The sequence below is a fragment of the Symplocastrum torsivum genome (assembly GCF_059505465.1).
Genome location: NZ_JCACKQ010000045.1, coordinates 1 through 23,145, shown reverse-complemented (window position 1 = coordinate 23,145; position 23,145 = coordinate 1). Strand labels below are relative to the sequence as shown.

The 23,145-nt window shown below is 45.2% G+C and carries 15 protein-coding genes; all 15 read left to right on the top strand.

Annotated features, from left to right (window positions below; genetic code table 11):
* Positions 1-120: 120 nt before the first annotated feature.
* The 15 genes from clpB (at position 121) to AC5JL3_RS13920 (ending at position 23,047) form a co-directional block, all read left to right on the top strand.
* On the top strand, positions 121-2,763 hold the full coding sequence (clpB, locus tag AC5JL3_RS13990) for an ATP-dependent chaperone ClpB (protein WP_496075054.1): 2,643 nt from the start codon (positions 121-123) through the stop codon (positions 2,761-2,763).
* Between the two features lie 149 nt (positions 2,764-2,912).
* Positions 2,913-4,049, top strand: coding sequence for a polysaccharide pyruvyl transferase family protein (locus AC5JL3_RS13985; RefSeq protein ID WP_496075053.1), 1,137 nt, complete (start codon positions 2,913-2,915; stop codon positions 4,047-4,049).
* Positions 4,050-4,082: 33 nt separating this feature from the next.
* Positions 4,083-5,078: a glycosyltransferase gene (locus AC5JL3_RS13980; RefSeq protein ID WP_496075052.1), complete on the top strand. Its 996-nt coding sequence runs from the start codon at positions 4,083-4,085 to the stop codon at positions 5,076-5,078.
* A 29-nt stretch (positions 5,079-5,107) separates the two neighbouring features.
* A complete protein-coding gene (locus tag AC5JL3_RS13975; protein WP_496075051.1) occupies positions 5,108-6,094 on the top strand; it encodes a glycosyltransferase in 987 nt (328 codons plus the stop codon).
* Positions 6,095-6,128: 34 nt separating this feature from the next.
* On the top strand, positions 6,129-7,136 hold the full coding sequence (locus AC5JL3_RS13970; RefSeq protein WP_496075050.1) for a glycosyltransferase: 1,008 nt from the start codon (positions 6,129-6,131) through the stop codon (positions 7,134-7,136).
* A 15-nt stretch (positions 7,137-7,151) separates the two neighbouring features.
* The gene (locus AC5JL3_RS13965; protein ID WP_496075049.1) at positions 7,152-8,138 is read left to right on the top strand and encodes a glycosyltransferase; all 987 of its coding nucleotides are present in this window, start codon (positions 7,152-7,154) and stop codon (positions 8,136-8,138) included.
* 60 nt (positions 8,139-8,198) lie between these two features.
* Positions 8,199-9,167, top strand: a complete 969-nt coding sequence (locus tag AC5JL3_RS13960; protein ID WP_496075048.1) for a glycosyltransferase — start codon at positions 8,199-8,201, stop codon at positions 9,165-9,167.
* A 128-nt stretch (positions 9,168-9,295) separates the two neighbouring features.
* A complete protein-coding gene (locus tag AC5JL3_RS13955; RefSeq protein WP_496075047.1) occupies positions 9,296-10,501 on the top strand; it encodes a hypothetical protein in 1,206 nt (401 codons plus the stop codon).
* 209 nt (positions 10,502-10,710) lie between these two features.
* Positions 10,711-12,741 carry a molecular chaperone HtpG gene (gene htpG, locus AC5JL3_RS13950; protein WP_496075046.1) on the top strand — a complete coding sequence of 677 codons (2,031 nt, stop codon included), beginning with the start codon at positions 10,711-10,713 and terminating at the stop codon, positions 12,739-12,741.
* A 310-nt stretch (positions 12,742-13,051) separates the two neighbouring features.
* The gene (rpmB, locus tag AC5JL3_RS13945; protein ID WP_348258997.1) at positions 13,052-13,288 is read left to right on the top strand and encodes a 50S ribosomal protein L28; all 237 of its coding nucleotides are present in this window, start codon (positions 13,052-13,054) and stop codon (positions 13,286-13,288) included.
* A 638-nt stretch (positions 13,289-13,926) separates the two neighbouring features.
* Entirely contained in the window at positions 13,927-19,536 is a 5,610-nt protein-coding gene (gene hpsA / locus AC5JL3_RS13940; RefSeq protein WP_496075045.1) for a hormogonium polysaccharide biosynthesis protein HpsA, read from the top strand.
* Between the two features lie 25 nt (positions 19,537-19,561).
* Positions 19,562-20,311 carry a hormogonium polysaccharide secretion pseudopilin HpsB gene (gene hpsB, locus AC5JL3_RS13935; protein WP_496075044.1) on the top strand — a complete coding sequence of 250 codons (750 nt, stop codon included), beginning with the start codon at positions 19,562-19,564 and terminating at the stop codon, positions 20,309-20,311.
* Positions 20,312-20,497: 186 nt separating this feature from the next.
* Positions 20,498-21,589, top strand: a complete 1,092-nt coding sequence (gene hpsC / locus AC5JL3_RS13930; protein ID WP_496075043.1) for a hormogonium polysaccharide secretion pseudopilin HpsC — start codon at positions 20,498-20,500, stop codon at positions 21,587-21,589.
* A 56-nt stretch (positions 21,590-21,645) separates the two neighbouring features.
* A complete protein-coding gene (locus tag AC5JL3_RS13925; protein ID WP_496075042.1) occupies positions 21,646-22,338 on the top strand; it encodes a pilus assembly FimT family protein in 693 nt (230 codons plus the stop codon).
* Between the two features lie 157 nt (positions 22,339-22,495).
* The gene (locus AC5JL3_RS13920; protein ID WP_496075041.1) at positions 22,496-23,047 is read left to right on the top strand and encodes a pilus assembly FimT family protein; all 552 of its coding nucleotides are present in this window, start codon (positions 22,496-22,498) and stop codon (positions 23,045-23,047) included.
* Positions 23,048-23,145: the final 98 nt, after the last annotated feature.

Here is a 23,145-nt window from a genome sequence, read left to right as displayed (position 1 = left end):
ATGTAAGTTGTTGCTTGTTGGTTGTAGTCAGAAAAAAACAAAAACTGCCACTACAATACCCGTCGAACAACTGACAACTGACAACTAACAACTAACAACTAACAACTAACGACTGAGTAAATGCAGCCCACTGACTCTAGCAAATTTACCGATAAAGCTTGGGACGCGATTGTAAAATCCCAAGATGTTGCCCGCCGCTTGAAAAATCAACAGCTAGAGGTAGAGCATGTTGCGATCGCACTGCTAGAACAAGAAGACTCAGCCAATGATATTCTGACGCGGGTCACTGTTGATATCCCTCAATTTCAGCAACAACTCGAAGCCTTTGCCAACCGCCAACCCAGAGTACAAATTGTAGACCAGTTGTATTTGGGTCGCGGCTTGGACATCATGCTGGACAAAGCCGAGGCAGCCAGAAGCGCCTTGCAAGACGACTACATCGCTGTCGATCATCTCCTCTTGGGTTTAGCCGAAGATGACCGACTAGGACGGCGCTTGCTAAAGACACATAACGTTGATACTCCAAAGCTAGAAGCGGCGATTAAAGCGCTACGAGGCAGTCAAAAAGTTACCGATCAAAGTTCCGAGTCGCGTTACGATGCTTTAGCAAAGTATGGTCGGGACTTAACCGAACAAGCCAAAGCTGGCAAGCTTGACCCTGTGATTGGACGGGATGAAGAAATTCGTCGGGTGGTGCAGGTACTATCGCGTCGCTCGAAAAATAACCCGGTACTGATTGGAGAACCAGGTGTTGGTAAAACTGCGATCGCAGAAGGACTTGCTCAGCGTATTATCAACGGCGATGTTCCTGAATCCCTCAAAGACCGTCAGCTAATTTCTCTCGATATGGGTAGCCTGATTGCCGGGGCAAAATATCGGGGAGAATTTGAAGACCGCCTGAGAGCAGTTTTGCGGGAAGTTACCCATTCTGAGGGGCAGATAGTCCTATTCATTGATGAGTTGCACACCGTTGTTGGTGCAGGGGCAACCCAAGGAGCAATGGATGCGAGTAACTTACTCAAACCGATGCTGGCACGGGGAGAACTGCGCTGTATTGGCGCAACCACCTTAGATGAGTACCGCAAGCACATCGAAAAAGATGCAGCGCTAGAACGACGGTTTCAACCCGTTCTTGTTAAGCAACCTTCGGTTGAGGATACGATTTCGATCCTACGCGGTCTTAAGGAACGTTATGAAGTTCACCACGGGGTCAACATCACCGACTCTGCCCTAGTGGCGGCGGCGACTTTATCTAATCGTTATATTAGCGATCGCTTTCTCCCCGATAAAGCGATCGACTTAGTAGATGAGGCGGCTGCCAAAATCAAAATGGAGATTACCTCCAAGCCAGTAGAACTGGAGGCAACCGACCGACGGCTAAGGCAGCTAGAGATGGAAAAGTTGTCCCTAGAAGGAGAAAATAAAACGTCTTCTGGTAGCATTACCGCCGAACGACTCCAGCGCATCAACAAGGAAATCGTCAATCTAACGGAGAGACAACAAGCTTTATCCTCTAAATGGGAATCTGAAAAGCATTTATTACAAGAGATTAGTACGCTCAAAGAAGAAGAAGAACAACTGGGGCGGCAGATTGACCAGGCAGAACGAGCCTATGACCTCAACAAGGCAGCGCAGCTCAAGTATGGGCGTTTAGAGATTGTCCAGCGTGAGCGCGAAGCTAAAGAAACCTTGATGTTAGAAATTCAAGCAGGTGGTACGGCTTTATTACGGGAACAAGTCACCGAAGCGGATATTGCCGAAATTGTTGCCAACTGGACAGGTATTCCAGTAACCCGACTGCTAGAGTCAGAACGTCAAAAGCTCTTGCAGTTGGAAGGACATTTGCATCAACGGGTAATTGGACAAACCGAAGCCGTTGCCTCTGTTGCTGCGGCGATTCGTCGTGCGAGGGCGGGGATGAAGGACCTCGGACGTCCTATCGGTTCCTTCTTATTTATGGGGCCAACTGGTGTTGGTAAAACTGAACTCGCTCGTGCTCTTGCTCAGTTTCTCTTTGACAGCGATGATGCCATAGTCCGGATCGATATGTCCGAGTACATGGAGAAACACGCTGTTTCACGCTTAGTTGGTGCCCCTCCGGGATATGTCGGTTATGAGGAAGGCGGACAACTCTCAGAAGCTGTGCGTCGTCGTCCCTATTCGGTGGTGTTACTAGATGAAGTGGAAAAGGCACACCCGGATGTTTTCAACATCTTGCTGCAAGTGCTGGATGACGGACGGATTACTGACTCCCAAGGGCGAGTGGTAGATTTCCGCAATACGATCATTGTGATGACCAGCAACATTGGCAGCGATCATATTCTGAGTGTTGCTGGAGATGATTCTCAGTACGAAGAAATGCAGAAACGGGTGACGGGTGCTTTGCGTAAGCACTTCCGCCCGGAATTTGTCAACCGTGTTGATGACATCATCATCTTCCATACCCTCAGCCGTGAGGAACTGCGCCAGATTGTGAGCATTCAACTCAAACGCATTGAGCGTCTCTTGGCTGATCAAAAAATTACGCTTGAAATTTCGTCAAAGGCTGTTACTTATCTAGCGGATGTTGGGTACGATCCAGTGTACGGAGCGCGTCCACTCAAACGGGCAATTCAGCGGAAACTCGAAAACGCGATCGCAACCAAAATCCTGGAAAACACCTTTATCGAGGGCGACACCATTTTTATCGATTGTGTGGATAATGCTCTCACCTTTAGTAAACAAATACCCCTTAAACTCTCGGAACCTCAAGCGATTTCCTAAAGAGCCGATGAAATAACAGGTGCTAGTGCAGTTGCAGTTTAAATAAAGATGTTTGGCAATGGCGAGGGCGGGGAGAATGGGGAAGACACTGCTTCTTCATTTCCCCCATCTCCCTGATTCTCGATTGCATAGGTAAAACAATTAAAACTATGTCACAAAATCAGGCTACCCCCTTAGAGCTTTCCACTCCGGAAAAAATTAGAGATGCTCTCCACAACGCTTTAGGAGAATTAGGGGCAGTTGAGCAGTGTGCATTGTTAGATTATCCTGACTACTTTAATTTGGGAGACCACCTAATCGGTCTCGCCACAGTCTTTTATTTCACTGATGTTCTAAAAACTAAAATTAACTATATTGCGAGTCTTAATGATTTCTCTGAAGAATTGATGGAAAGACAGGTCGGGAAAGCACCGATAATCCTCCAAGGGGGCGGAAACTTAGGGGACATTTGGAGTCACCATCAAAAGTTTCGAGAACAGATCATTGCAAAATATCGCGATCGCCCTATCATCATAATGCCCCAGTGCATCTACTTTTCCTGTCCAGAAAATTTAAATAAAGCAGCAGCTATCTTTAACGCTCATCCTAATCTAACTCTGTTTACCCGTGACAACTATAGTTATGAACTAGCTTGTAAACATTTCTCCAACTGTCAGGTCATCAAAGCTCCTGATATGATATTTCAAATGGTTGGAATGCCGTTTCCCTCCTTCAAGTTCAACCCTAGATCTCCAATTTTGTATCTTTGTCGGCAGGACAGTGAGTTAAATCCAACACTCTCGCCAGATGCTCTTGAAATTCCTAATTTAGTTGTCCAAGACTGGGTTGATTCAACCAACTGGATTTATAGAGGGAGAGGACGATTTGGAGGACTCAAAGAATGGTATTGGAATCTTCCAGGTGTTGTTCTACTGGTTCGGGAAGGCTGGCAGCGAGGAGGCTTAGCCAATCCCCTAGAATGGAGACTCCGGCATAGATGGGAACACTCTCATCCCTATGTTGATAAATTTAATGCTTTTAAAAATCCATTTCCCCTTCGCTTCTCGTGGAGTTTGATGCACACAGGCGTTTATCAGTTAAGCCAAAGTCGCTTGGTAATTACCAACCGCTTACATGGGCATCTTCTCTGCCTTTTATTAGGAATTCCCAATATCTTACTGCCGAATTCCTACTACAAAAACGAATCATTCTATAAAACTTGGACTTCTCAAATACCATTCTCTAGATTTGTCAAAGAGCCGTCACAAGTGCCAACTGCTATCCAAGAACTATTGACATCATCCTAAGCTTTTTAGCAACAACTAGAGAGGCAGTACAATATGTCATTAATCTCTGTAATCATTCCCGTTTACAATGGGGAAAAAACGATTAGAGAGACCATTGAATCTGTCTTAACTCAAACATTTCGAGATTTTGAGTTAATCATCCTCAATGATGGTTCACAAGACTCAACCTTGGAGGTTGTGTCCAGCATCCAAGACTCCCGATTAAAAGTATTTTCTCACCCTAATGCAGGTCTAGCGGCAAGTCGTAATCGAGGAACTTTTCATGCTGTTGGTGAATATATTTCATTCATAGATGCCGATGACCTTTGGACTCCTGATAAACTAGAAACTCAACTCAAAGCACTCCAAGACAATCCCGAAGCGGCTGTTGCTTATAGCTGGACTAATTATATTGATGAATCCGGTCAATTTTTACGTCGAGGTGGCTACCTTACTGCCAATGGTAATGTTTATGCGAAGCTTTTAGTAGTTGATTTTTTGGAAAATGGCTCTAATCCGTTGATTCGTCGGCAGGCTTTAATTCAAGTTGGCGGTTTTGATGAATCACTTCCTGCGGCTGAAGATTGGGATATCTTGCTGCGGTTAGCGGCGCAGTATTCTTTTGTTGCTGTACCCCATCCTCAAATTTTATACCGAGTATCTGCTAATTCTATGTCTGCTCATGTTGTTAGGCAGGAGACAGCTTGCTTGAAAGTCCTAGAACGAGCATTTAATCAAGCGCCTGAATCCTTGCAATACTTAAAAAAGTACAGTATGGCTAACCTTTATAGATATCTAAGCTTCAAAGTCTTAGACGCTTATGCAGACCGAAAGCGAGGCTTAATAGCCGCCAGATTCCTCTGGCAACTAATCAAAAATGATTTAGCTTCGCTCAAGCAGTACTCTACCTGGCAAGTCTTTTTTAGAGTAGCTGTGTGGGTTCTTCTCCCTCCCCACAAGGCACAGAGACTAATTGATAACTTTCCTCCTCTACCCTATATCCACGCGGATTTACTGATGCACTTCAAAACGGATATTTTTTTGACTTAAAATGATACGCCTAATGGAGCTAAGCTGATATGCCACTTATTTCAGTAATTATCCCTGTGTACAACGGAGAGAAAACGATTCGAGAAACAATAGAATCTGTCTTAAATCAAAGCTTTCAAGATTTTGAAATAATCGTTATTGACGATGGCTCGAACGATGCAACTTTAGAGGTTGTTAATAGTATACAAGACCCTCGGTTGAAGGTGTTTTCCTACCCTAATGCCAGACAAGCTGCGAGTCGCAACCGGGGGTTTTCTCATAGCACAGGTGAATTCATCGCCTTTTTAGATGCGGATGACCTCTGGACTCCTAATAAGCTAGAGGCTCAACTCAAAGCACTTCAGGACAACCCTCAAGCTGCTGTCGCTTACAGTTGGAGTAACTGTATTGATGAAACGGGGCAATTTTTACGTGAAGCTAGCCACAGTACTCTCAGTGGCGATGTTTATCCAAAGCTCTTATTATGTGATTTTTTAGACAATGGCTCTAACCCGTTGATTCGTCGGCAAGCTTTAATCGAAGCAGGTAGCTTTGATGAGTCACTTCCCCCAGCTGAAGATTGGGATATGTGGCTGCGGTTGGCTGCACGCTATCATTTTGTCGCGGTGCCATACCCACACATCTTATATCGACAATCTCCCAATTCCGAATCTGCCAATCTTTGTCGCATGGCATCAGCCTGTGCGCGAGTGATTGAACAGGCGTTTACTCAGGCTCCTAACTCACTACAGCACTTGAAAAAGCATAGCCTCGCTAATCTATACAAGTATCTCATTTTCAGGTGCTTTGAACGGTTCCCCACGCGATCGCGTTCCTTAGTAGCTGCAACATTTCTCTGGAGTGCTGCTAGCAATGATCCCTCGCTCCTGCGAAGGCGAGTTACCTGGAAAATATTGTTAACAATCGTACTTGTAGTTCTACTTTCACCTCAATTAGCTCAAAGAGTAATCAGGAAAACAAAACGACTATCTAATCTTCATATTATACTATTACATATGCGGCTTGAACCCTTCTAAATTAATAAAAATATTCTAATTTAACTGAACTAATATGCCGTTAATTTCGGTAATTATTCCTGTTTATAATGGTGAAAAAACAATTCAAGAGACAATTGAATCAGTTTTAAACCAAACGTTTACAGACTTTGAGCTAATCATCATTAACGATGGCTCACAGGACGCAACGCTAGAGATTGTTGAGCGTATCCAAGACCCTCGAATAAAAGTATATTCTTATCCAAATGCTGGTCAAGCTGCCAGCCGTAACAGGGGAATTTTCCATGCTTGTGGTGAATATATTTCGTTTATTGATGCCGATGACCTCTGGACACCAGATAAGCTAGAGGCGCAATTGAAGGCACTGCAAGATAATTCCCAAGCGGCTGTGGCTTATAGCTGGACTAACTATATTGATGAATTTAGTCAACCTTTACCTTCACAGCAAGGTAGCTACATGACTGTCAATGGCGACGTTTACGCCAAGCTTTTATTGATTGATTTTATAGGAAGTGGCTCTAACCCCTTAATTCGTCGGCAAGCTTTAACTGAAGTTGGTGGATTTGATAAGTCAATGACCCCTTCTGAAGATAGGGATTTGTGGTTGCGGTTAGCATCACGCTATCATTTTGTCGCTGTGCAATCGCCACAAGTGTTATACAGACAATGTGCCAATTCGGAGTCTACTAATGTTTTGAGGATGGAGAAATCAAGCTTGCGAGTGATTGAACAAGCCTTCAATCAAGCTCCGGAATCATTACGACACCTGAAGCGCTCTAGCCTGAGTAATAATTACAAGGGTCTTACCTTTAGAGCTTTAGAAAGAACTCCAGGGAGGCAGGGAGGTTTAACAGCAGCTAGATTGCTCTGGCATTCCTTCAGAACTGACCCTTCCCTACTTCGGGCACGAGTAATCTGGAAAGTTTTGTTTAAAATTGCCGTAATGGTTTTATTACCATCTCAACAGGCTCAAGTGCTAACTAAAATGAAGTATCTATCTAATATCAATGCTTTACATGGTTATATGCAAGTAGAGCCTTCCAAATTAAGAGGAATTTCCTAAGGAAGCAAAGCGATTATGCCCCTCATCTCTGTGATTATCCCAGTTTACAATGGGGAAAAAACAATTCAAGAGACGATTGAATCGGTTTTAAACCAAACGTTTACAGATTTTGAGTTAATTGTCATTAACGATGGCTCACAAGATGCAACGTTAGAGATTGTTGAGCGCATCCAAGAACCTCGATTGAAAGCTTTTTCTTACGCCAATGCTGGTCAAGCAACAAGTCGTAACCGAGGGATTTCTCACGCTTGTGGTGAATATATTTCGTTTATTGATGCCGATGACCTCTGGACACCTGATAAATTAGAGGCGCAATTGAGGGCACTGCAAGATAATTCCCAAGCGGCTGTAGCTTATAGTTGGACTAAGTGTATTGATGAATTAGGTAACTTTTCCCGCCGAGGCAGCCACATCAGTGTTAGTGGCGATGTTTATGCAAAGCTTTTATTAATTGATTTTATTGAAAACGGCTCTAACCCTTTAATTCGCGCTCAAGCTATAGCAGAAGTCGGTGGCTTTGATGAGTCGATGACTCCTTCTGAAGATCGGGATTTGTGGTTACGGCTAGCAGCACGCTATCATTTTGTTGCAGTGCCATCTCCACAAGTGTTATACAGGCAATCTCCTAATTCAGCATCGGCTAATATTTTGAGGATGGAAGCAGCAAGCTTGCGAGTGATTGAACAAGCTTTTAGTCAAGCTCCTGAATTTCTACAATACCTGAAACAATCTAGCCTTGCTAATATCTATAAAGGTCTTACTTTTAAAGCACTTGAGGAACCACTAGAGCGCCAACGAGGCTTGACAGCAGCTAGGTTACTTTGGAATTCGATCAAAAACGATCCAGCACTGTTGCGATCGCGTGTCATCTTGAAAGTATTGTTTAAGATTGCGGTAGTGACTTTACTGCCACCCCAACAAGCTCAAGCCTTGTTAGCTAAAGCTAAAGGATTAGCGAATACTACAACCTTGCTGGGTTACTTGCAATTAGATGTATCTTGACCACCCTGATTAAACGCAATCACTTAGAATCACGTTAGTAGATAACCTGGGTGCAGAGATATGCCAGTCATTTCTGTGGTTATTCCCGCTTACAACGCTTCAAAAACAATTCAAGAGACAATTGAATCTGTCTTAAATCAAACTTTTACAGATTTTGAATTAATTGTAATCAATGATGGTTCCCAAGACACAACATTAAACGTTGTTGATTTCATCAAAGACCCAAGATTGAGAGTATTTTCCTATCCCAATGCAGGTGTGTCGGCGAGTCGTAACCGGGGATTGGCAAAGGCAACTAGTGAATATGTTTCTTTTTTAGATTCTGATGACCTTTGGACACCGGATAAGCTAGAGGCGCAGTTACAAGCACTGCAAGCTAACCCTCAAGCGGCTGTCGCTTATAGCTGGACTGATTATATTGATGAATTTGGTCAATTTCTATACCCTGGAAACCATCTAACGGTAACAGGAGATGTTTACTCAGAACTGTTGGTAAATGATTTTTTAGAAAATGGTTCTAATCCCTTAATTCGGCGGGAAGCCTTAAGAGAGGTTGGTGGGTTTGATGAATCCTTATTTGGGCCTGAAGATTGGGAATTATTTATTCGTTTAGCGGCTCGTTATCCTTTTGTGGTAGTACCGCGATCGCAAATTCTCTATCGTCTGTCTACAACTTCAATCTCTTTCAATCTTTCTCGACAAGAAACCCAGTGCTTGCAGGTAATTGAACGAGCATTTAATCAGGCTCCTGAGTCTCTACAATACTTAAAATTACGTAGCCTAGCTAATCTATACCAATATTTACTTTTCAGAGGACTAGCAGGCCCGCTAGGGCAACAAAATGCTCTAGCAGCCGCTCGGTGTTTATGGCACTGTGTTAAATATGATCCGGCTGTACTGAGGGGGCGATCGCGTTTAATGCTAATTGTGAGCCTTAAAATCGTCGCAGCAATTCTTCTCCCACCTCAATTGACTTCAGCCTTACTAAAGGCGGTTAAGAAAGATTCTGGAAAAACAGTCACCCATTAAGACAACCGACAATAGCTAAGTAAACGGTCAACCAACTTTAAGAAAGCAGTTACTCAACTCAACAAGAGCGATTATTTAAACAATTTTGGTTACTTTTTAAGTGTATATTTTTCAATAATTTTACTGTCATGCGTAAAACTCATCTCTGGCTAGAAGAATCGATTGAGGCAAACGACTCAACGACTGTCAGTGTCACAATCGAGAATCATGATCAATCTCGAACTCGTCTTTGGTATCGGGTTCCTTCTAAATACGCTTCTCTGATTTCCCCCAGTTGTGACCCCTTCGTCGTAGCAACGCTGATGCTGGCGATGAGTCTGTCAACGGATGTCGTCGTTCATGGCGAGGTTTCGCCCTCACTATTACGGAATTTAGAGGAGTTTCAGGCAGCTTGGATCTGTTGGTGTCCTCAGAAGTATCGAAAAATTGAGATTCAAGCAGAGGTTGAGCGTGAACAACCTATTACTACACCTGAGGAAAAAGCGATCGCAGCTTTCTCAGGTGGCGTGGATAGCTGCTTTACTGTGTTTCGCCACAAAAATGGTCACTATGGCAGACTGACACGCAATCTACAAGCAGGTTTGATGGTTCATGGTTTTGATATCCCCTTGGCACAGCAACAGGTGTTTGAGAGAGCAGCAGAAAAATCAAGAGCCATGCTAGCTAGCTTAGGCGTAGAACTCATCCCGATGGCAACTAACTTTCGGGAGCTAGGTCAAGATTGGGAAGATGTCTTTGGTGCAGCAGTTGCCTCGACACTGATGTTGTTACGAGGAGGCTACACAGTCGGTTTGCTGCCCAGTTCCTATACCTACCAATCTTTGTTTCTACCTTGGGGTTCAAATCCCCTGACTGACCCATTACTGTCGAGTAATGGTTTTCAAATCATTCATGACGGGACAGCGTTTAAGCGGATTGAGAAAATTCAGGAGCTTACCCATTTTCCCGCCGCTTTGCAAGGTCTAAGAGTGTGTTGGGAAGGCGAACAACTAGACCGCAACTGCGGACACTGCGAAAAATGCATCCGTACTATTCTCGGTTTCCGAGTAATGGGTATCGGTTTACCTACATGTTTTGAGCAAGATGTCACAAACCAACAGATTCTGGACATCAAGACCTCAAAAAAATCTCAAGTCACCTATTTTGAGGAAATCTTACAGTTAGCAATGGCTGCTGGGATATCTGATTCTTGGGTAAGTGCCTTAGAACAATGCGTCGAACGCAACCAGCGCTTGGTTAATTCAAAACAGAGCAGTGTCATACCGACAAAGCAGCGACCCTCAGCGTTGCGAGGTCGTTTGCGTCAAGTGCGATCGCTTTTATTTAGAAAATGAGGCAAGAGCGCATAGTCATTGGGTAGAGTGGAAACTCTGAGTAAGGCAACCCGCTCATACTTGAAGGCTTCGACAAAGCAAGAAAAGTTAAGTTATCTTCGCCCAAGTACGGAGATCCGAATCCCCCTTAGGGAGCAATCCGAGAAGCAAAACCCCATGCGATCGCACAGAATCGTCTTAAAGACCTTCGATAGGATTAAGTGACACCCATGACGATGTTAGAACAGGGCACTATCAGTATTCATACTGAGAATATTTTCCCTATTATCAAGAAGTCCCTCTACACCGACCACGAAATCTTCTTGCGGGAGCTGATTTCCAACGCCGTGGATGCCATCCAAAAATTGAAGATGGTCTCTTTCGCCGGGGAGGTAGACGGAGAACTGGAAGCCCCGGAAATTCAAATCAGCATTGATAAGGACAAAAAGACCCTCTCCATCTCCGATAACGGCATCGGCATGACCGTTGACGAGGTAAAGAAGTACATTAACCAAGTTGCTTTCTCCAGTGCCGAGGAATTTGTCCAAAAATACCAAAAAGACGCAGACCAACAGATTATCGGTCACTTCGGTCTAGGCTTCTACTCCTCGTTCATGGTAGCGAGTAAGGTTGAAATTGATACACTCTCCTACAAACAGGGGGCACAAGCGGTTCATTGGTCTTGTGATGGTTCACCCGCGTTTCAGCTAGAAGACTCTTCCCGCACTCAGCGAGGCACTACCGTTACGCTCACCCTCCAAGACGAGGAACAGGAGTATCTAGAACCAATCCGGATTAAGCAGTTGGTCACAGCTTACTGCGACTTTATGCCAGTGCCCATCAAACTCGATGGTGAGCAAGTTAATAGACAAAGAGCCTTGTGGAAGGAATCGCCACAAAGCCTCACAAAAGAAGATTATTTAGACTTCTACCGCTACCTTTACCCGTTCCAGGATGAGCCGCTGTTGTGGGTGCATTTGAATACTGACTATCCCTTCCTGCTTAACGGTATTCTCTACTTCCCCAAGCTAAAGCCGGATGTCGATGTGACCAAAGGTAACATCAAGCTGTTCTGCAATCAGGTGTTTGTCAGCGACCACTGCGAAGAAGTGATTCCCAAGTTTCTGATGCCACTGCGGGGAGTGATTGATAGCCCTGATATTCCCCTGAACGTGTCTCGTAGTGCGCTGACGAATGACCGAACAGTGCGCCGGATTGCTGACTTCATTGCCAAGAAAGTAGGCGATCGCCTAAAATCCCTCTACAACGAGCAGCGTGATGAATACATTCAGAGCTGGCAAGATGTAGGCACCTTTGTCAAATTTGGCTCCCTCAACGACGACAAGTTCAAAAAGCAAGTCGAAGACATCATCATCTACCGCACCACCTACCAACCAGGAGTGCAGGAGAACAAGGAAGTAGCACAAGCCAGCAACACCGAAACGCCAGCCGTACAGGTGCAGTCTGAAGAAGGAGACGCTTGGCAAGATGTAACTTCAGCGTCAAGCAGCGAATCTCAACTCCCAACTCCCAACTCCCAACTCCCCAATTCCCAATACACCACCCTCAAAGAGTATCTAGAGCGCAACAAAGAGCGCAATGAAAACCGAGTCTTCTACTGCACTGATGAAGCGCCACAAGCGACCTATGTAGAACTGCACAAAAAGCAAGGTCTGGAAGTCCTGTTTATGGACTCCTTCATCGACACCCACTTCATCAGCTTCCTAGAGCGCGAGTACTCGGATGTGAAATTCTCACGGGTGGACTCAGACTTGGATAACACCCTGATTGACCAGGATAAGGCAGCAGAAATTGTTGACCCCAAGACCAACAAAACTCGGAATGAACTGATTAAAGAGATATTTGAGAAAGCCCTCAACAAGCCAAAAGTCAACATCCGCACCCAAGCGCTGAAGTCTGATGACCCCCAAGGCACACCACCAGCGATTGTCCTCTTACCAGAAGCGCTGCGGCGTCTCCAGGAAATGACAGCACTGATGCAGCAGCAATCTGCTCAGTTTCCTGAAGAGCATATTTTAGTCGTGAACACAGCTCACCCATTGATTCAGAACTTAACTGAACTGAGCCAGGGAAGCATTGTTCAAGGCAGCGGACAGTCTCCTTCGGGTGAACTCGCTAACCTGATTTGCCAGCACGTCTACGACTTGGCACTGATGGCTCAAAAAGGCTTCGATGCCGATAGCATGAAAGCTTTCGTTGAGCGCTCGAATCAGGTACTCACACGCCTGACTACACGTTAGAGACGTTCAATGAGCTGACGCGAACGGTTTTGTAGCCGCAATTTTCAAGATGTTGTTGGTGAATTCGGAAAACCTAACCCCCCAGCCCCCTTCCCTTGAAGGGAAGGGGGAGTCCGGAAGCCCCTCTCCGCTTCGGGGAGGGGTTTGGGGAGGGGTCATACCCTTCGCTAATTTGACTAACGGTATCTTTTCAATCGCCAGGTACTTTTGCCAAAATGGGATGCTCCTTCCAATCGCCCCACCTCCCCCTGCCTATTTTCTTCGGACGAGCAAGATATGATAGATGACGGAGACAATCTGGAGGTTAACAATGTCACGCAAATGTCAGCTAACGGGCAAAAAAGCAAACAATGCCTATGCCATCTCTCACTCACACCGACGTACTAAGAAACTACAGGAAGTTAACCTACAGTGGAAGCGGGTTTGGTGGTCACAAGGTAATCGTTGGGTGAAGTTACGGCTTTCCACCAAGGCAATCAAGACATTGGAGAAGAACGGTTTGCAAGCAATGGCGAAGCAAGCTGGGATTGACTTAAATCAATACTAGTTGAGCGAATCCTTCTTTAAGTCATTATTGCTCCAACCTCATCTACCCGATAACGACTGGATAAGAGTTTTAGTCCACTTAAGTGGACTTGAGCTATTAGCCCGGAGTTTAAACTCCGGGCGGATTATGAGCGTCATTGAGAATGGTGCAAGACCTCAGTTGAAATGGACTGAGCTATGGTTTTTAGAATGAATCTCATACTCTAGTGAGTAGCCTGGGCAAGACTCAGGAAGTGCTATTAAATTTTTTAGAGAGTGATAGGTTTTCTAAAGTAGCTGGGTAGGATAGGGTGAGTTAGCTTAATCAAAGCTCGTTGTTGAGTTGTGTCAGAGTCCAACCCCTTGAGCAGAGGGAAATTGTGAATCTTTCTTTGTGGAGAAGAAACTTTTCCACGTCTGTTAGAGCATACATGGGGAGTAACTATTACTCCGGATTGTCTAAACAAAGGTTGAACACAACCCAAAACTAAACAGAGAAATTTGTTTCCTGTCTAGCTGATGACGAGTTTCTGTAAACGCTAAAACAACTCATTAATTCAAGCTTGTAAGCCGTTACTCAACTTCGCCAAACCGCTTAAGGCGGGGGCATTGTTCTCAAGTTCACTCAAAAATTATTTAAGGTTTGACAGGAAAGTCACCATGTCAACTCGCAAGAAGCCAAGTAATTTTATCCAACGTTTATTCAAAAGCATTTGGCGTTTTTTTAATGCCATTACTAAGACATTTATCAGTTGGCTTTTACGGAGTTCGTTAGGGCGGCAGCGCCGGAGACGCTCAAACCAAGCAGGTTTTGTGCTGCCAACAGTTGTCATGGTGGTTCTGGTGGTGACATTGCTGACTACAGCAATTTTGTTTCGCTCTTTTGACCGAAGCAAAAATGCTAGTAATTATCGGGTGAATGAAGTCGTTTTGAATGCGGCAGCCCCAGCACTTGACCGTGCCAGAGCGAAGTTGAATCGCTTATTTTCTGCTGCTGAAACAGAACTTCCAGGAAATACTCCTGCTGATGATGATATTGCTAGGGTTTTTGAAGATGATGAATATACCTTTGGTGATGAGACTCAGCTAAAGCTGGTAGCTGACTTGGACAACGCGAATGGTATTGAAGACAATGAAAAGCTAAGAACAGCTTGGAAGTTTCCCGTTGATACTGATAACAATGGCTTATTCGATAGTTTTACCCTCTACGGTATCTATTTCCGTGTGCCGGTTCCCGCTCCTGGTGAAGACCCGCGAACCAGAGGTATTTTAGAAGCAAGAACCAGACCTCAAGATACAGGAGCTAGCAATGTGTGTCTTGCTGGGAACGGAGGTGCTGCCGGTGAGGAGAATGGTTGGGTACAAAGCGGCGGTCAGCTCAAAAAAGCTTTCTTTACCTATGTGGCAACTGTTCCAATTACTGCACAGCAGAAGGCTGATCTAGATGCCAATGGGTACAACCCTAACATCCCTGGTACTAGATTTGAACCCTATGTAGGTAATAGAGGATTTTCGGCTCTAGAGATGCAGCAAGACCAGGCACGACTGGCTCTCGATAACAATGCTGTGTGGTACGAAGATGACTTGATAATAACGGATGTCCCCGATCAGGGAGGTGGCTTCAAACTCAATGGTCGAGTACAAGCTAATGCCAACTTAATGCTTGGCAGTGGCTTTGGTGATATTACGTTTTACCAGGTTAGTAGCCCCTGGTCATGCTTCTATAAGGCAGAGAACGCCAAAATTATTGTTGGAGGTAATGTCTCAGCCAACGGTATAGCGGGTGCTAGCAATCCAGAAAATCAAGGGAACAACAGCGTAAATGTTCATCTATTTAAAGAACCGAGACAAATCTATGACGTACCAGGTAATACTAGATTTGTTAACACTGGCAATGTAACAACAAACAGTCCGCCTAGAGAGGTTGCTTATAATACCAACGCCTATGCTCAACGCCTGAGCGTGTTGGTGACAGCGGCGATGGATGCCTATGATGCAGCCTATTCTGGACAGGCACCAACAGTTGCTAGGGTTCAAGGCGTTGCTGGATTCCCCCCAGAGATTCCTGAGAAGTTCCAAGACAAATACCCCACTGATCCGAATCTAGCTCTATCAGATGCTGAAGCCCGTAATCTTCTTGAGCAAGTAATAACAGTTTATTTTAAAGAACGTATCCGCCGCGTTCCTTATGCTGAAGTTCCGATTGATCAACCAGATCTGGCTTTGAATGGAGTGGATGCAAACACAGTTTTTGCAGGTGGAACGATTAAGGCTCCTGAGGCGTGGATGGACGTTAGTGACCTCAATACTGATCCTTTACCGCTGAAAGTTAACGAGCTGGAGCAAACTAACCCGAATAACGTTACGGGCGAGAAAATAGAGGACGAAATAGGCGATCGCATTTTAGTTGGTAATGGTTTACCAGTCCGCTGGTTGAAGGACTATGGTACCCCTACCTATGCCGAGCCAGGAGAGGAACAGCCTGGAGCTGGGAACTACATAGATGGCAGCGCTCGTGGACGGGAAAGCCAAGCGAAAATTCTGGACGATTTGGGTGATACCTCTCGCAATGGCTTCTGGGAGAAAGCAGCAGCCGACCCGAACAATGTGCCTGGGGATGAAGAACTCGCTGGTGGCTTGCGCGTAGTCACAGGTGCAGGAATTTATGTAGATGGTGTTAGTACTGGTGTGCGTCTAACCAGCCAAGACATACAGAACCAAGTAGTCCCAGCAAATGCGCGATCATTCTTACCTGAACCCCCTGTTACCCCGACACAGTTACAAGCCCTTAATGCCGAAATAGTAGATCCAACGCTTGTTACGGTAGTATGGCCAGATACGATGCCCATGTACCAGGAGATAGACGTAGATCAAAGTACTACGATTGAGCCGACTGAAGTATTCAATGGCGATCTGCAAATGAGGGCGACGGTCGTTTATCACTACACCAACGGCGACGGCGACGAGCCAATTGCCTGCATTAGCAGTTATTACGACCCGACTAACCCGACCACAGCTACAAATTCCGACATAGTTGATGTTACTAATGGAATACCTGAAGGAGCGTCCAATAATGGAATCAACTACGGGGTTCCGGCAAGAGATGTAACCGACGCACTGAGAAGACAGGCGTATATGGTTTTCCCGGATGGGCGCTGGGCGAACAAACCGTTGAAGGACGCGATTGAGGCATTTGACAGAGGTGGGCTTGGCGCTCTTTCCCTTGAGCAAAAGGCTGCCATTGATGCCGCGAATTGCGCTTTTGCGATTCTGGCTGCGCCACAAAGTCCTGTACCTGGAATAGTTCCAAATGGTGCAATCAGAGAAAGAGCTTTCTTAGATGCAAGACAAGTTAAGACCCTGCATAAACCAGATGTTGAGTTTGATCCTAATGGGCTTACCTTTCAAGCTACAAACACACAAATTTCTCGTAAGACGATCGGGATAGACCTCACAACTAGCAAAGTGCTGATCGCCGATCCAGAACAAATAAAGATTGCGACTCAAGCGACATTAAATTCCCCTGTTAATACTGCTAAAAATCCAACTCCCGCTGAATACAGTCTGCCGATTGAAGAGCGTCAGCCCTTAGAAATTCGGGTTACGGAGATTGACCTAGAGCAACTCAGAACTACAGCATATAACACTAATCCAGATGGCGAAACTGAGTATCTCCTGCCCCTTAGCGGCATTATTTATGCTAGTCGAGATGATGCGCTACCCGATATTACTGATCGCAATCTCACTACGCGAACAGATGGTGGCTCTTCAGCTACAGACTTCAAGTTAGACCCAAGCCGCCGTCCCAATGGAATCCGTCTTTGGAGTAGTGGAAATAATGGCGGAAGATTATCGCGGGGAGCTGTTAATAATAACTTAGCGGCAGAAAAAGGTTTAATTCTCGCTTCAAATCTACCTGTTTACATCAAAGGAGACTTTAATCGTCACTACAGATTTGGCACAACAACCGCTGTAGAAGAGTTTAATGCTCAGTTGACTCCTAACTACGACAATTTTTATACCCGTGGAAACGGCGGTGGAATTCAAACAAACCCCAACTTTGCTTGTCGTAACGGTTCAAACCCCAACTGTAATCCTGGAGATCAGTGGAGAGCAGCAAGAGTTCTTTCTGATGCCATAACGCTGCTGTCTAACAACTTCAGAGATGGCTTCCGTGAGGAAGGAAACTATGACTTCAACAACAATGCAGGCAACTTGGCTGTAGAATCTCGTCTGAAGAATGGCTTCTGGTGGAATGGTTTTGGCACCAATTACCTATATACAGATGTGGGAGGTACTGTTCAAACCTATCCAATCAAACTCCTTGGAGCAAGCGATACTGAGTTCCCAGCACAGGACGGACTGACGGAAGGAAGTTCCTATGTAATGAATGGGGTAACACCGATTCAACGCCGAGTAGGATTCCCTGCGTACAAGATGGAAATCTGCACGAAGTTACCTGTGTCTGAGTGTGGACCAAAATGGAATAATGGTCCGGAAGCTGGAACTACAGCCGCAGAAGATCCCCCAACTATTCCAAATCGTGATTACCCCCGCCGAGTTGCATTTGAAAGAGATGATTTTGGGCAATTAGTACTGGCATCTGAGACTAATCGCACAGCTAAACCACTAGACCGAGGCGGTACCCCACTTGTGTATGGTACTGATAATGCACCTGCTGATAGACCCAATGCTCTCTGGTTCTGGACGACAAGCATCCCTAATAACCCATCGGCTCCTGTTACCAACGAGAGCTACAACAAGAACAATCTCCTGTACTACCTGCCTGACGATCCAGAAACAGTTGCGACTGAAAGGCAGATGCTCTTACCGGGGACTCCTAAATTCCCAGAAGAGCTAGCAGCTATAAATCCCGGCGCCTTTAGCGGTTCGAGTGTATTAAACGGCGACAGCCTCGAAGACCCTTCAGACTATTCAGTGTGTATTCAGGGTCGTAGCTCAAAAAACTATACGGTTCCTTCATTTAGTGGTCCTCCTTGCCCAGCAGCAGTAAGACAGAAAATTCAACAAATGTGGGCAGCTCTGACTAGTAACGCGATAGCGAATACCCCTGATGCCCTAGATTCTAATGTTTTCAAAGTAACGGTAAGGGATTTTGATTCTACTGCTCCTATTGAGGCAACCGCCAAGGTCAATTTTCTTGATGTGCGACTAAATGCAATAACAGGAAATGTTACCCTCGCGAGAGGCAATCAGTCAGACCCTATCTTTGTAATCCGAGGTCAAAGATTCACACCAATGTTATTGACAAATGTGGTACTGACTCTGGATGGAGTTGATCCAAATAATATATTTTGGGTTGCCAAACAGGATATGGAAATCAGAAGCACTTTTCCCACTGCAAAATTGGCAGGCAACTTCATTGGTCGTACCGCAGGTTATATCAAAATAAGGGGAGTACGAGGGGGAGCATCTATCAAAGGAGGACGTATCCTAGGATTTGGTAAGCCTGGTCGTCCTAGTTATAGTTTTATACAGCCAAGCTCCGGCTCGATGACCGCTCTGACGACTACGGCTCAGCCCCTGTTAGTACCTGTTTTACAGCTACACTCTCCCTCAGGAGAACCAAGTAACAACCTCGACACCGTTTTTAGGAGCAATAGCGTTGCTAATGGTCCGGGAGCAAGGCAATGGCTGCAAAGAGCGGCAGATACTGACTATAACGCTGTAGTAGTAATGGGTGATACTCCGGTAAGACCATACCCCAATGGTGGCGGTGAGAATAACGGTGGTTTGCACAACTTCCCACGTTTCATAGAAAATTGGTTTGGGTTCACAGCAACGATTAAGGGTAGTTTGATTCAGTACACCAAGAGTCAATATGCTACAGGTCCCTTTGATACAGTAGACCTCGTAGATCAAGATAACTCCCTGTTCTTTGACGGTACTCCTCGTCCCCTTTACATGCAGTACAGCCCACCTGATGTAAATCCAGATCCAGTAGGCTACCAATATAAGGAAGCGTCAGCGCGATTTAAAGCACCTTTCTACCAACCACCAACCCGTGCGTGGGGTTATGATGTTGGTCTTTTGAAACAGACACCTGACTTGTTCTCCAGACGGATTGCGCTCCCTGAAGCTGGAACTCCGAATGAGTTCTTCCGAGAAGTTAGTCGGGATGACCCCTGGGTTCGAGGCTTGCTGTGTGCTGCTCAGGAAAGAAACGGTAGTTATCGCTGGGCGCTTGCTGACGAATCACTACGCCCCGCCTCTTGTCAAGCCGGGGCGCCTGGACCCGAATACAATTAACTAAGCAACAGGGGGATGATAGCTGATGCTGAAACACCAACTCAAACGACTTTCACCGCCATCAACGCAATCGGGTTTCACAATTATTGAGGGTTTACTTGCGATTCTGATTGTGACGGCTCTACTCGTTGGCATCGCACCAGTGATTACCCTCTCAGTAGCCACCCGTCTACAGGCGCGTCGGGTGGAACAGGCAACCCAAGCTGCAAGAACCTACATTGATGGAGTCCGCTCTGGGAAGGTCGCTACTCCTGAGCGCGTGATAGTTCTTGACGAGGTAGATGATCCCCTTGGAAATAAGACCTTCAATCCCAAAAGAGGCTTGTTCTCCGGCACAGCCGCACCGCCTCAAGGAATAACGATTACAGATATAAACTGCCGCTCAACACGTCAAGCCTTCCCTTACTGTATAAATCAGCCACGGTTGAGCTTGTATTGTGCTGACTTTGATGGTGATGGTGCCTGTAGCAATAGGAGTACCACCGACTTGATCGTTCAGGCATTCCGCAGTCGCACTACTGATCCAACGGATGATGGTAGTAAGGGCTATCTTCTAGGCGTTAGGGTTTATAGAGCAGCGGCGTTTAATGGTAACACTGACTTCCAGACGACCCAGGAGGTAGGGAGAAAAGTAAGGACAAATACAGGTGGAACGGGTGAGTATAGAGCGCCATTAGTAGAGATGACTACAGAGGTTCAGGCTAGACCTGATCCTGAAGCCCCTCCAGAAAAGCAATATAAGGATTTTTGCGATCGCTTAGGGGGTTGTCAATAAGAAATAATCTCGCAGTAAGCTTCAGTATGTTTGCCCGCTTGTAACAAAGATGAATAGTATCAGCAAGAGTACTCTTCTAATGGCAAATCACCTACTGACTAAAATGTCCTCATGACATGGGATGCACTCAATATTCAGTTTAATTTCAATAGCTCAAGGGTTATGAGCTAAAGGGTAAACCACATTATGATGAGACTACTTAAATCTTTTAGAACTCATAAGTTAAAAAACTCTCCACCCCATCATAAAACTGGCGGTTTTACCCTGATTGAACTGCTAGTTGGTATAATCATGACCTCTTTAATCATTACACCTTTATTGGGGTTAGTGATTAACATGATGGACACAGACCGCAAAGAACAAGCCAAGGCAACGTCTGAACAAGAAATCCAAGCTGCCCTTGACTACATTGCGAGAGATTTAGATCAGGCATTCTTCATCTATGATGGTGCGGGACTGAGTGCAATTGAAGCTCGACTACCAAGTGTTGCAGTCGCTAATCCAGGTGCTCAGGGCGAACCAGTACTTGTTTTTTGGAAACGCGAGTTTTTACCAAATTCTGTCCCGCTTAGCGGTAGCAATATAGCTCAGTGTGCCAACAATGACCCTGGTAATAACTGCGATGATGGCTTTGTCTACTCGCTTGTTGGCTACTACTTAATCAAAGACGCTAACTGTATCAACTCTTCCTGGTCTTGTACTACTCGAATTAGTCGAATCGAGCTGAAAGATGCTTTATATAACGTTAATAATCCTAACCCTAGCACTAATAGAACCCCACTTATTGCTGGTTATGAGGCAAGCGACGGTCTTGTACCGATTGAGCAACTCCTTGAACAAGCTGGTTCATTAGAGGAGCAATTAACTATCTGGCCGACGAATATTAATTGGACAAGGGCTCAACGCTCAGCTAGCTATAACTACGGCGACACGCAGTTTGTGACACTGATTGATTATATCGACCAAACCCCAGGCTCTTCTATAGCCACTCAACCTGCTTGTTCACCAAACCCACGACCAAATGAAACTACGCCTTATCTAAACCGACAAGTTCCTGATCCTGCAACTGTTGGCGCTGGATTCCCAATTGATAGCTTTTACGCTTGTGTTAGCACTGACCAAACGGTAGCACAAGTCTTTATCAGAGGGAACGCATTGGCTCGCATTAGACCCAAAAATCCGCCCCCAGTCTATGCTGCCAACCAATCTTCTTATTTTCCCAGAGCAAGTATTCAGGCTCAAGGAAGCGGGTTACTTAATGTAAATTCAAGTCCGTAAGTTCTTGACGTTTTAGTTTAACAACGGCTAAAGGCAGAAAGAAACCTGGGGGAATTATGGAAAATCTAGATTCATTGTTGAAATTTAAACAGTTTCTCGACTTAAAAAAAATAGCTATCAAAAGACATTCTCCTAAAGGCGCTGCTGGATATACCCTGATTGAGATGCTCGTTGTAGTGTTGATTATCGGTGTTCTTGCCACAATTGCTGCTCCTGGTTGGTTAGGCTTCGTGAGTCAGCGCCGGGTGAATGCTGCTAGTGATGTTCTATTGAGATCCATACAGGAAGCCCAAAGTCAGGCGAAGAATAAAAAAGTTAGCTACAGCGTCGCCTTTAGAAGTCTTAATGCAGTTCCGCAGATAGCTGTTTACCCAACTAAAGCTGTAGATGCCAATGGGACTTCTTCTTATATCAACCCTGGTAACCTTGATGATATTAGCTGGAAAAATTTGGGTGGGGACTTAGAGATTAAGCCAGGGCAGATTATGCTTTATACGAACCTGGCAAGTGAAAATAATGGACCTTTACCCTTACACCAAGATTATAAGATTATTACGTTTGACTATATGGGGGTTCTACCAAGGGATTCAGAGCCTCCGATAACGATTACCGTTGCTGCACCTCAAGGTGCAAATCCAATTCCCTCAACGAAGCGTTGCGTTAAAATCACAACACTTTTAGGGGATTTAACAAAAGGGAGAAGAGATGACAATGGGGGCACTAATCCTCAAGGTTGTCCAGATCCATAAACAATTCATCCTTAAAATACATCCGAGAAAACCCTGACTTTAAGAAGTTGGGGTTTTTTATTATTCAGCCTTTTTACGATTTTTTTTCTTTAACCAATCGAATTAAATCAGATACATCAGGTATCACGTAAAACGCTGAATATCAGGGTGATTTTAGATGCGACTGAAGGCTCACTACTCCAACAACGCTGGATTTACACTACTCGAAATCATTATTGCAGTAACAATGATAGGAATATTATGTGCGATCGCTTCCCCAACTTGGATTGGCTTCGTTAACCGTCAACGCCTCAATACTGCCCAACACCAAGTTTATCGAGGTATGCAGGAAGCAAAAAGCCAAGCAGTACTAGAAAAGGTAACCTGGCAATTTAGTGTTCGGGAAGTAACAGTTGACGACAAGCCAGTTGTTCAGTGGGCAGTTCATCCCAAAAGTGTAAGCCCTGCTAACGCCATTTGGCAGAATCTAGACTCACACATCCGCCTCTATCGCCCAGAGACGACGTTCCACAAAGACAAAAGAAATGGCATCCAGCGAGTCCAGTTTAACTACATCGGCAACACCAACGGACAACTAGGACAGCTAACCCTAGTAGCGAATAACAGCGACAAAGTAAAACGCTGCGTATATGTTTCAACCCTGATCGGAACCATGCGAATGGGTAAAGAGCATCCTAAAGCAAATAGTAACAAGAAGTATTGTTACTAATTTAGGACTTACGCACAAGCCCCATACCTAGTAGGGGCGCACAGCTGTCATTGGTGTCAACTTAAGGAAATACTGCCCCAAATAAGTTGGGTGTGAGC

Bases quoted from the DNA above. Each gene is read 5' to 3' on its own strand.
- AC5JL3_RS13920 (WP_496075041.1), top strand. From the start codon at position 22,496: ATGCGACTGAAGGCTCACTACTCCAACAACGCTGGATTTACACTACTC.
- hpsA (WP_496075045.1), top strand. From the start codon at position 13,927: ATGTCAACTCGCAAGAAGCCAAGTAATTTTATCCAACGTTTATTCAAA.
- rpmB (WP_348258997.1), top strand. From the start codon at position 13,052: ATGTCACGCAAATGTCAGCTAACGGGCAAAAAAGCAAACAATGCCTAT.
- hpsB (WP_496075044.1), top strand. From the start codon at position 19,562: ATGCTGAAACACCAACTCAAACGACTTTCACCGCCATCAACGCAATCG.
- AC5JL3_RS13965 (WP_496075049.1), top strand. From the start codon at position 7,152: ATGCCCCTCATCTCTGTGATTATCCCAGTTTACAATGGGGAAAAAACA.
- clpB (WP_496075054.1), top strand. From the start codon at position 121: ATGCAGCCCACTGACTCTAGCAAATTTACCGATAAAGCTTGGGACGCG.
- AC5JL3_RS13970 (WP_496075050.1), top strand. From the start codon at position 6,129: ATGCCGTTAATTTCGGTAATTATTCCTGTTTATAATGGTGAAAAAACA.
- AC5JL3_RS13985 (WP_496075053.1), top strand. From the start codon at position 2,913: ATGTCACAAAATCAGGCTACCCCCTTAGAGCTTTCCACTCCGGAAAAA.
- AC5JL3_RS13955 (WP_496075047.1), top strand. From the start codon at position 9,296: ATGCGTAAAACTCATCTCTGGCTAGAAGAATCGATTGAGGCAAACGAC.
- htpG (WP_496075046.1), top strand. From the start codon at position 10,711: ATGACGATGTTAGAACAGGGCACTATCAGTATTCATACTGAGAATATT.
- AC5JL3_RS13975 (WP_496075051.1), top strand. From the start codon at position 5,108: ATGCCACTTATTTCAGTAATTATCCCTGTGTACAACGGAGAGAAAACG.
- AC5JL3_RS13960 (WP_496075048.1), top strand. From the start codon at position 8,199: ATGCCAGTCATTTCTGTGGTTATTCCCGCTTACAACGCTTCAAAAACA.
- AC5JL3_RS13980 (WP_496075052.1), top strand. From the start codon at position 4,083: ATGTCATTAATCTCTGTAATCATTCCCGTTTACAATGGGGAAAAAACG.
- hpsC (WP_496075043.1), top strand. From the start codon at position 20,498: ATGATGAGACTACTTAAATCTTTTAGAACTCATAAGTTAAAAAACTCT.
- AC5JL3_RS13925 (WP_496075042.1), top strand. From the start codon at position 21,646: ATGGAAAATCTAGATTCATTGTTGAAATTTAAACAGTTTCTCGACTTA.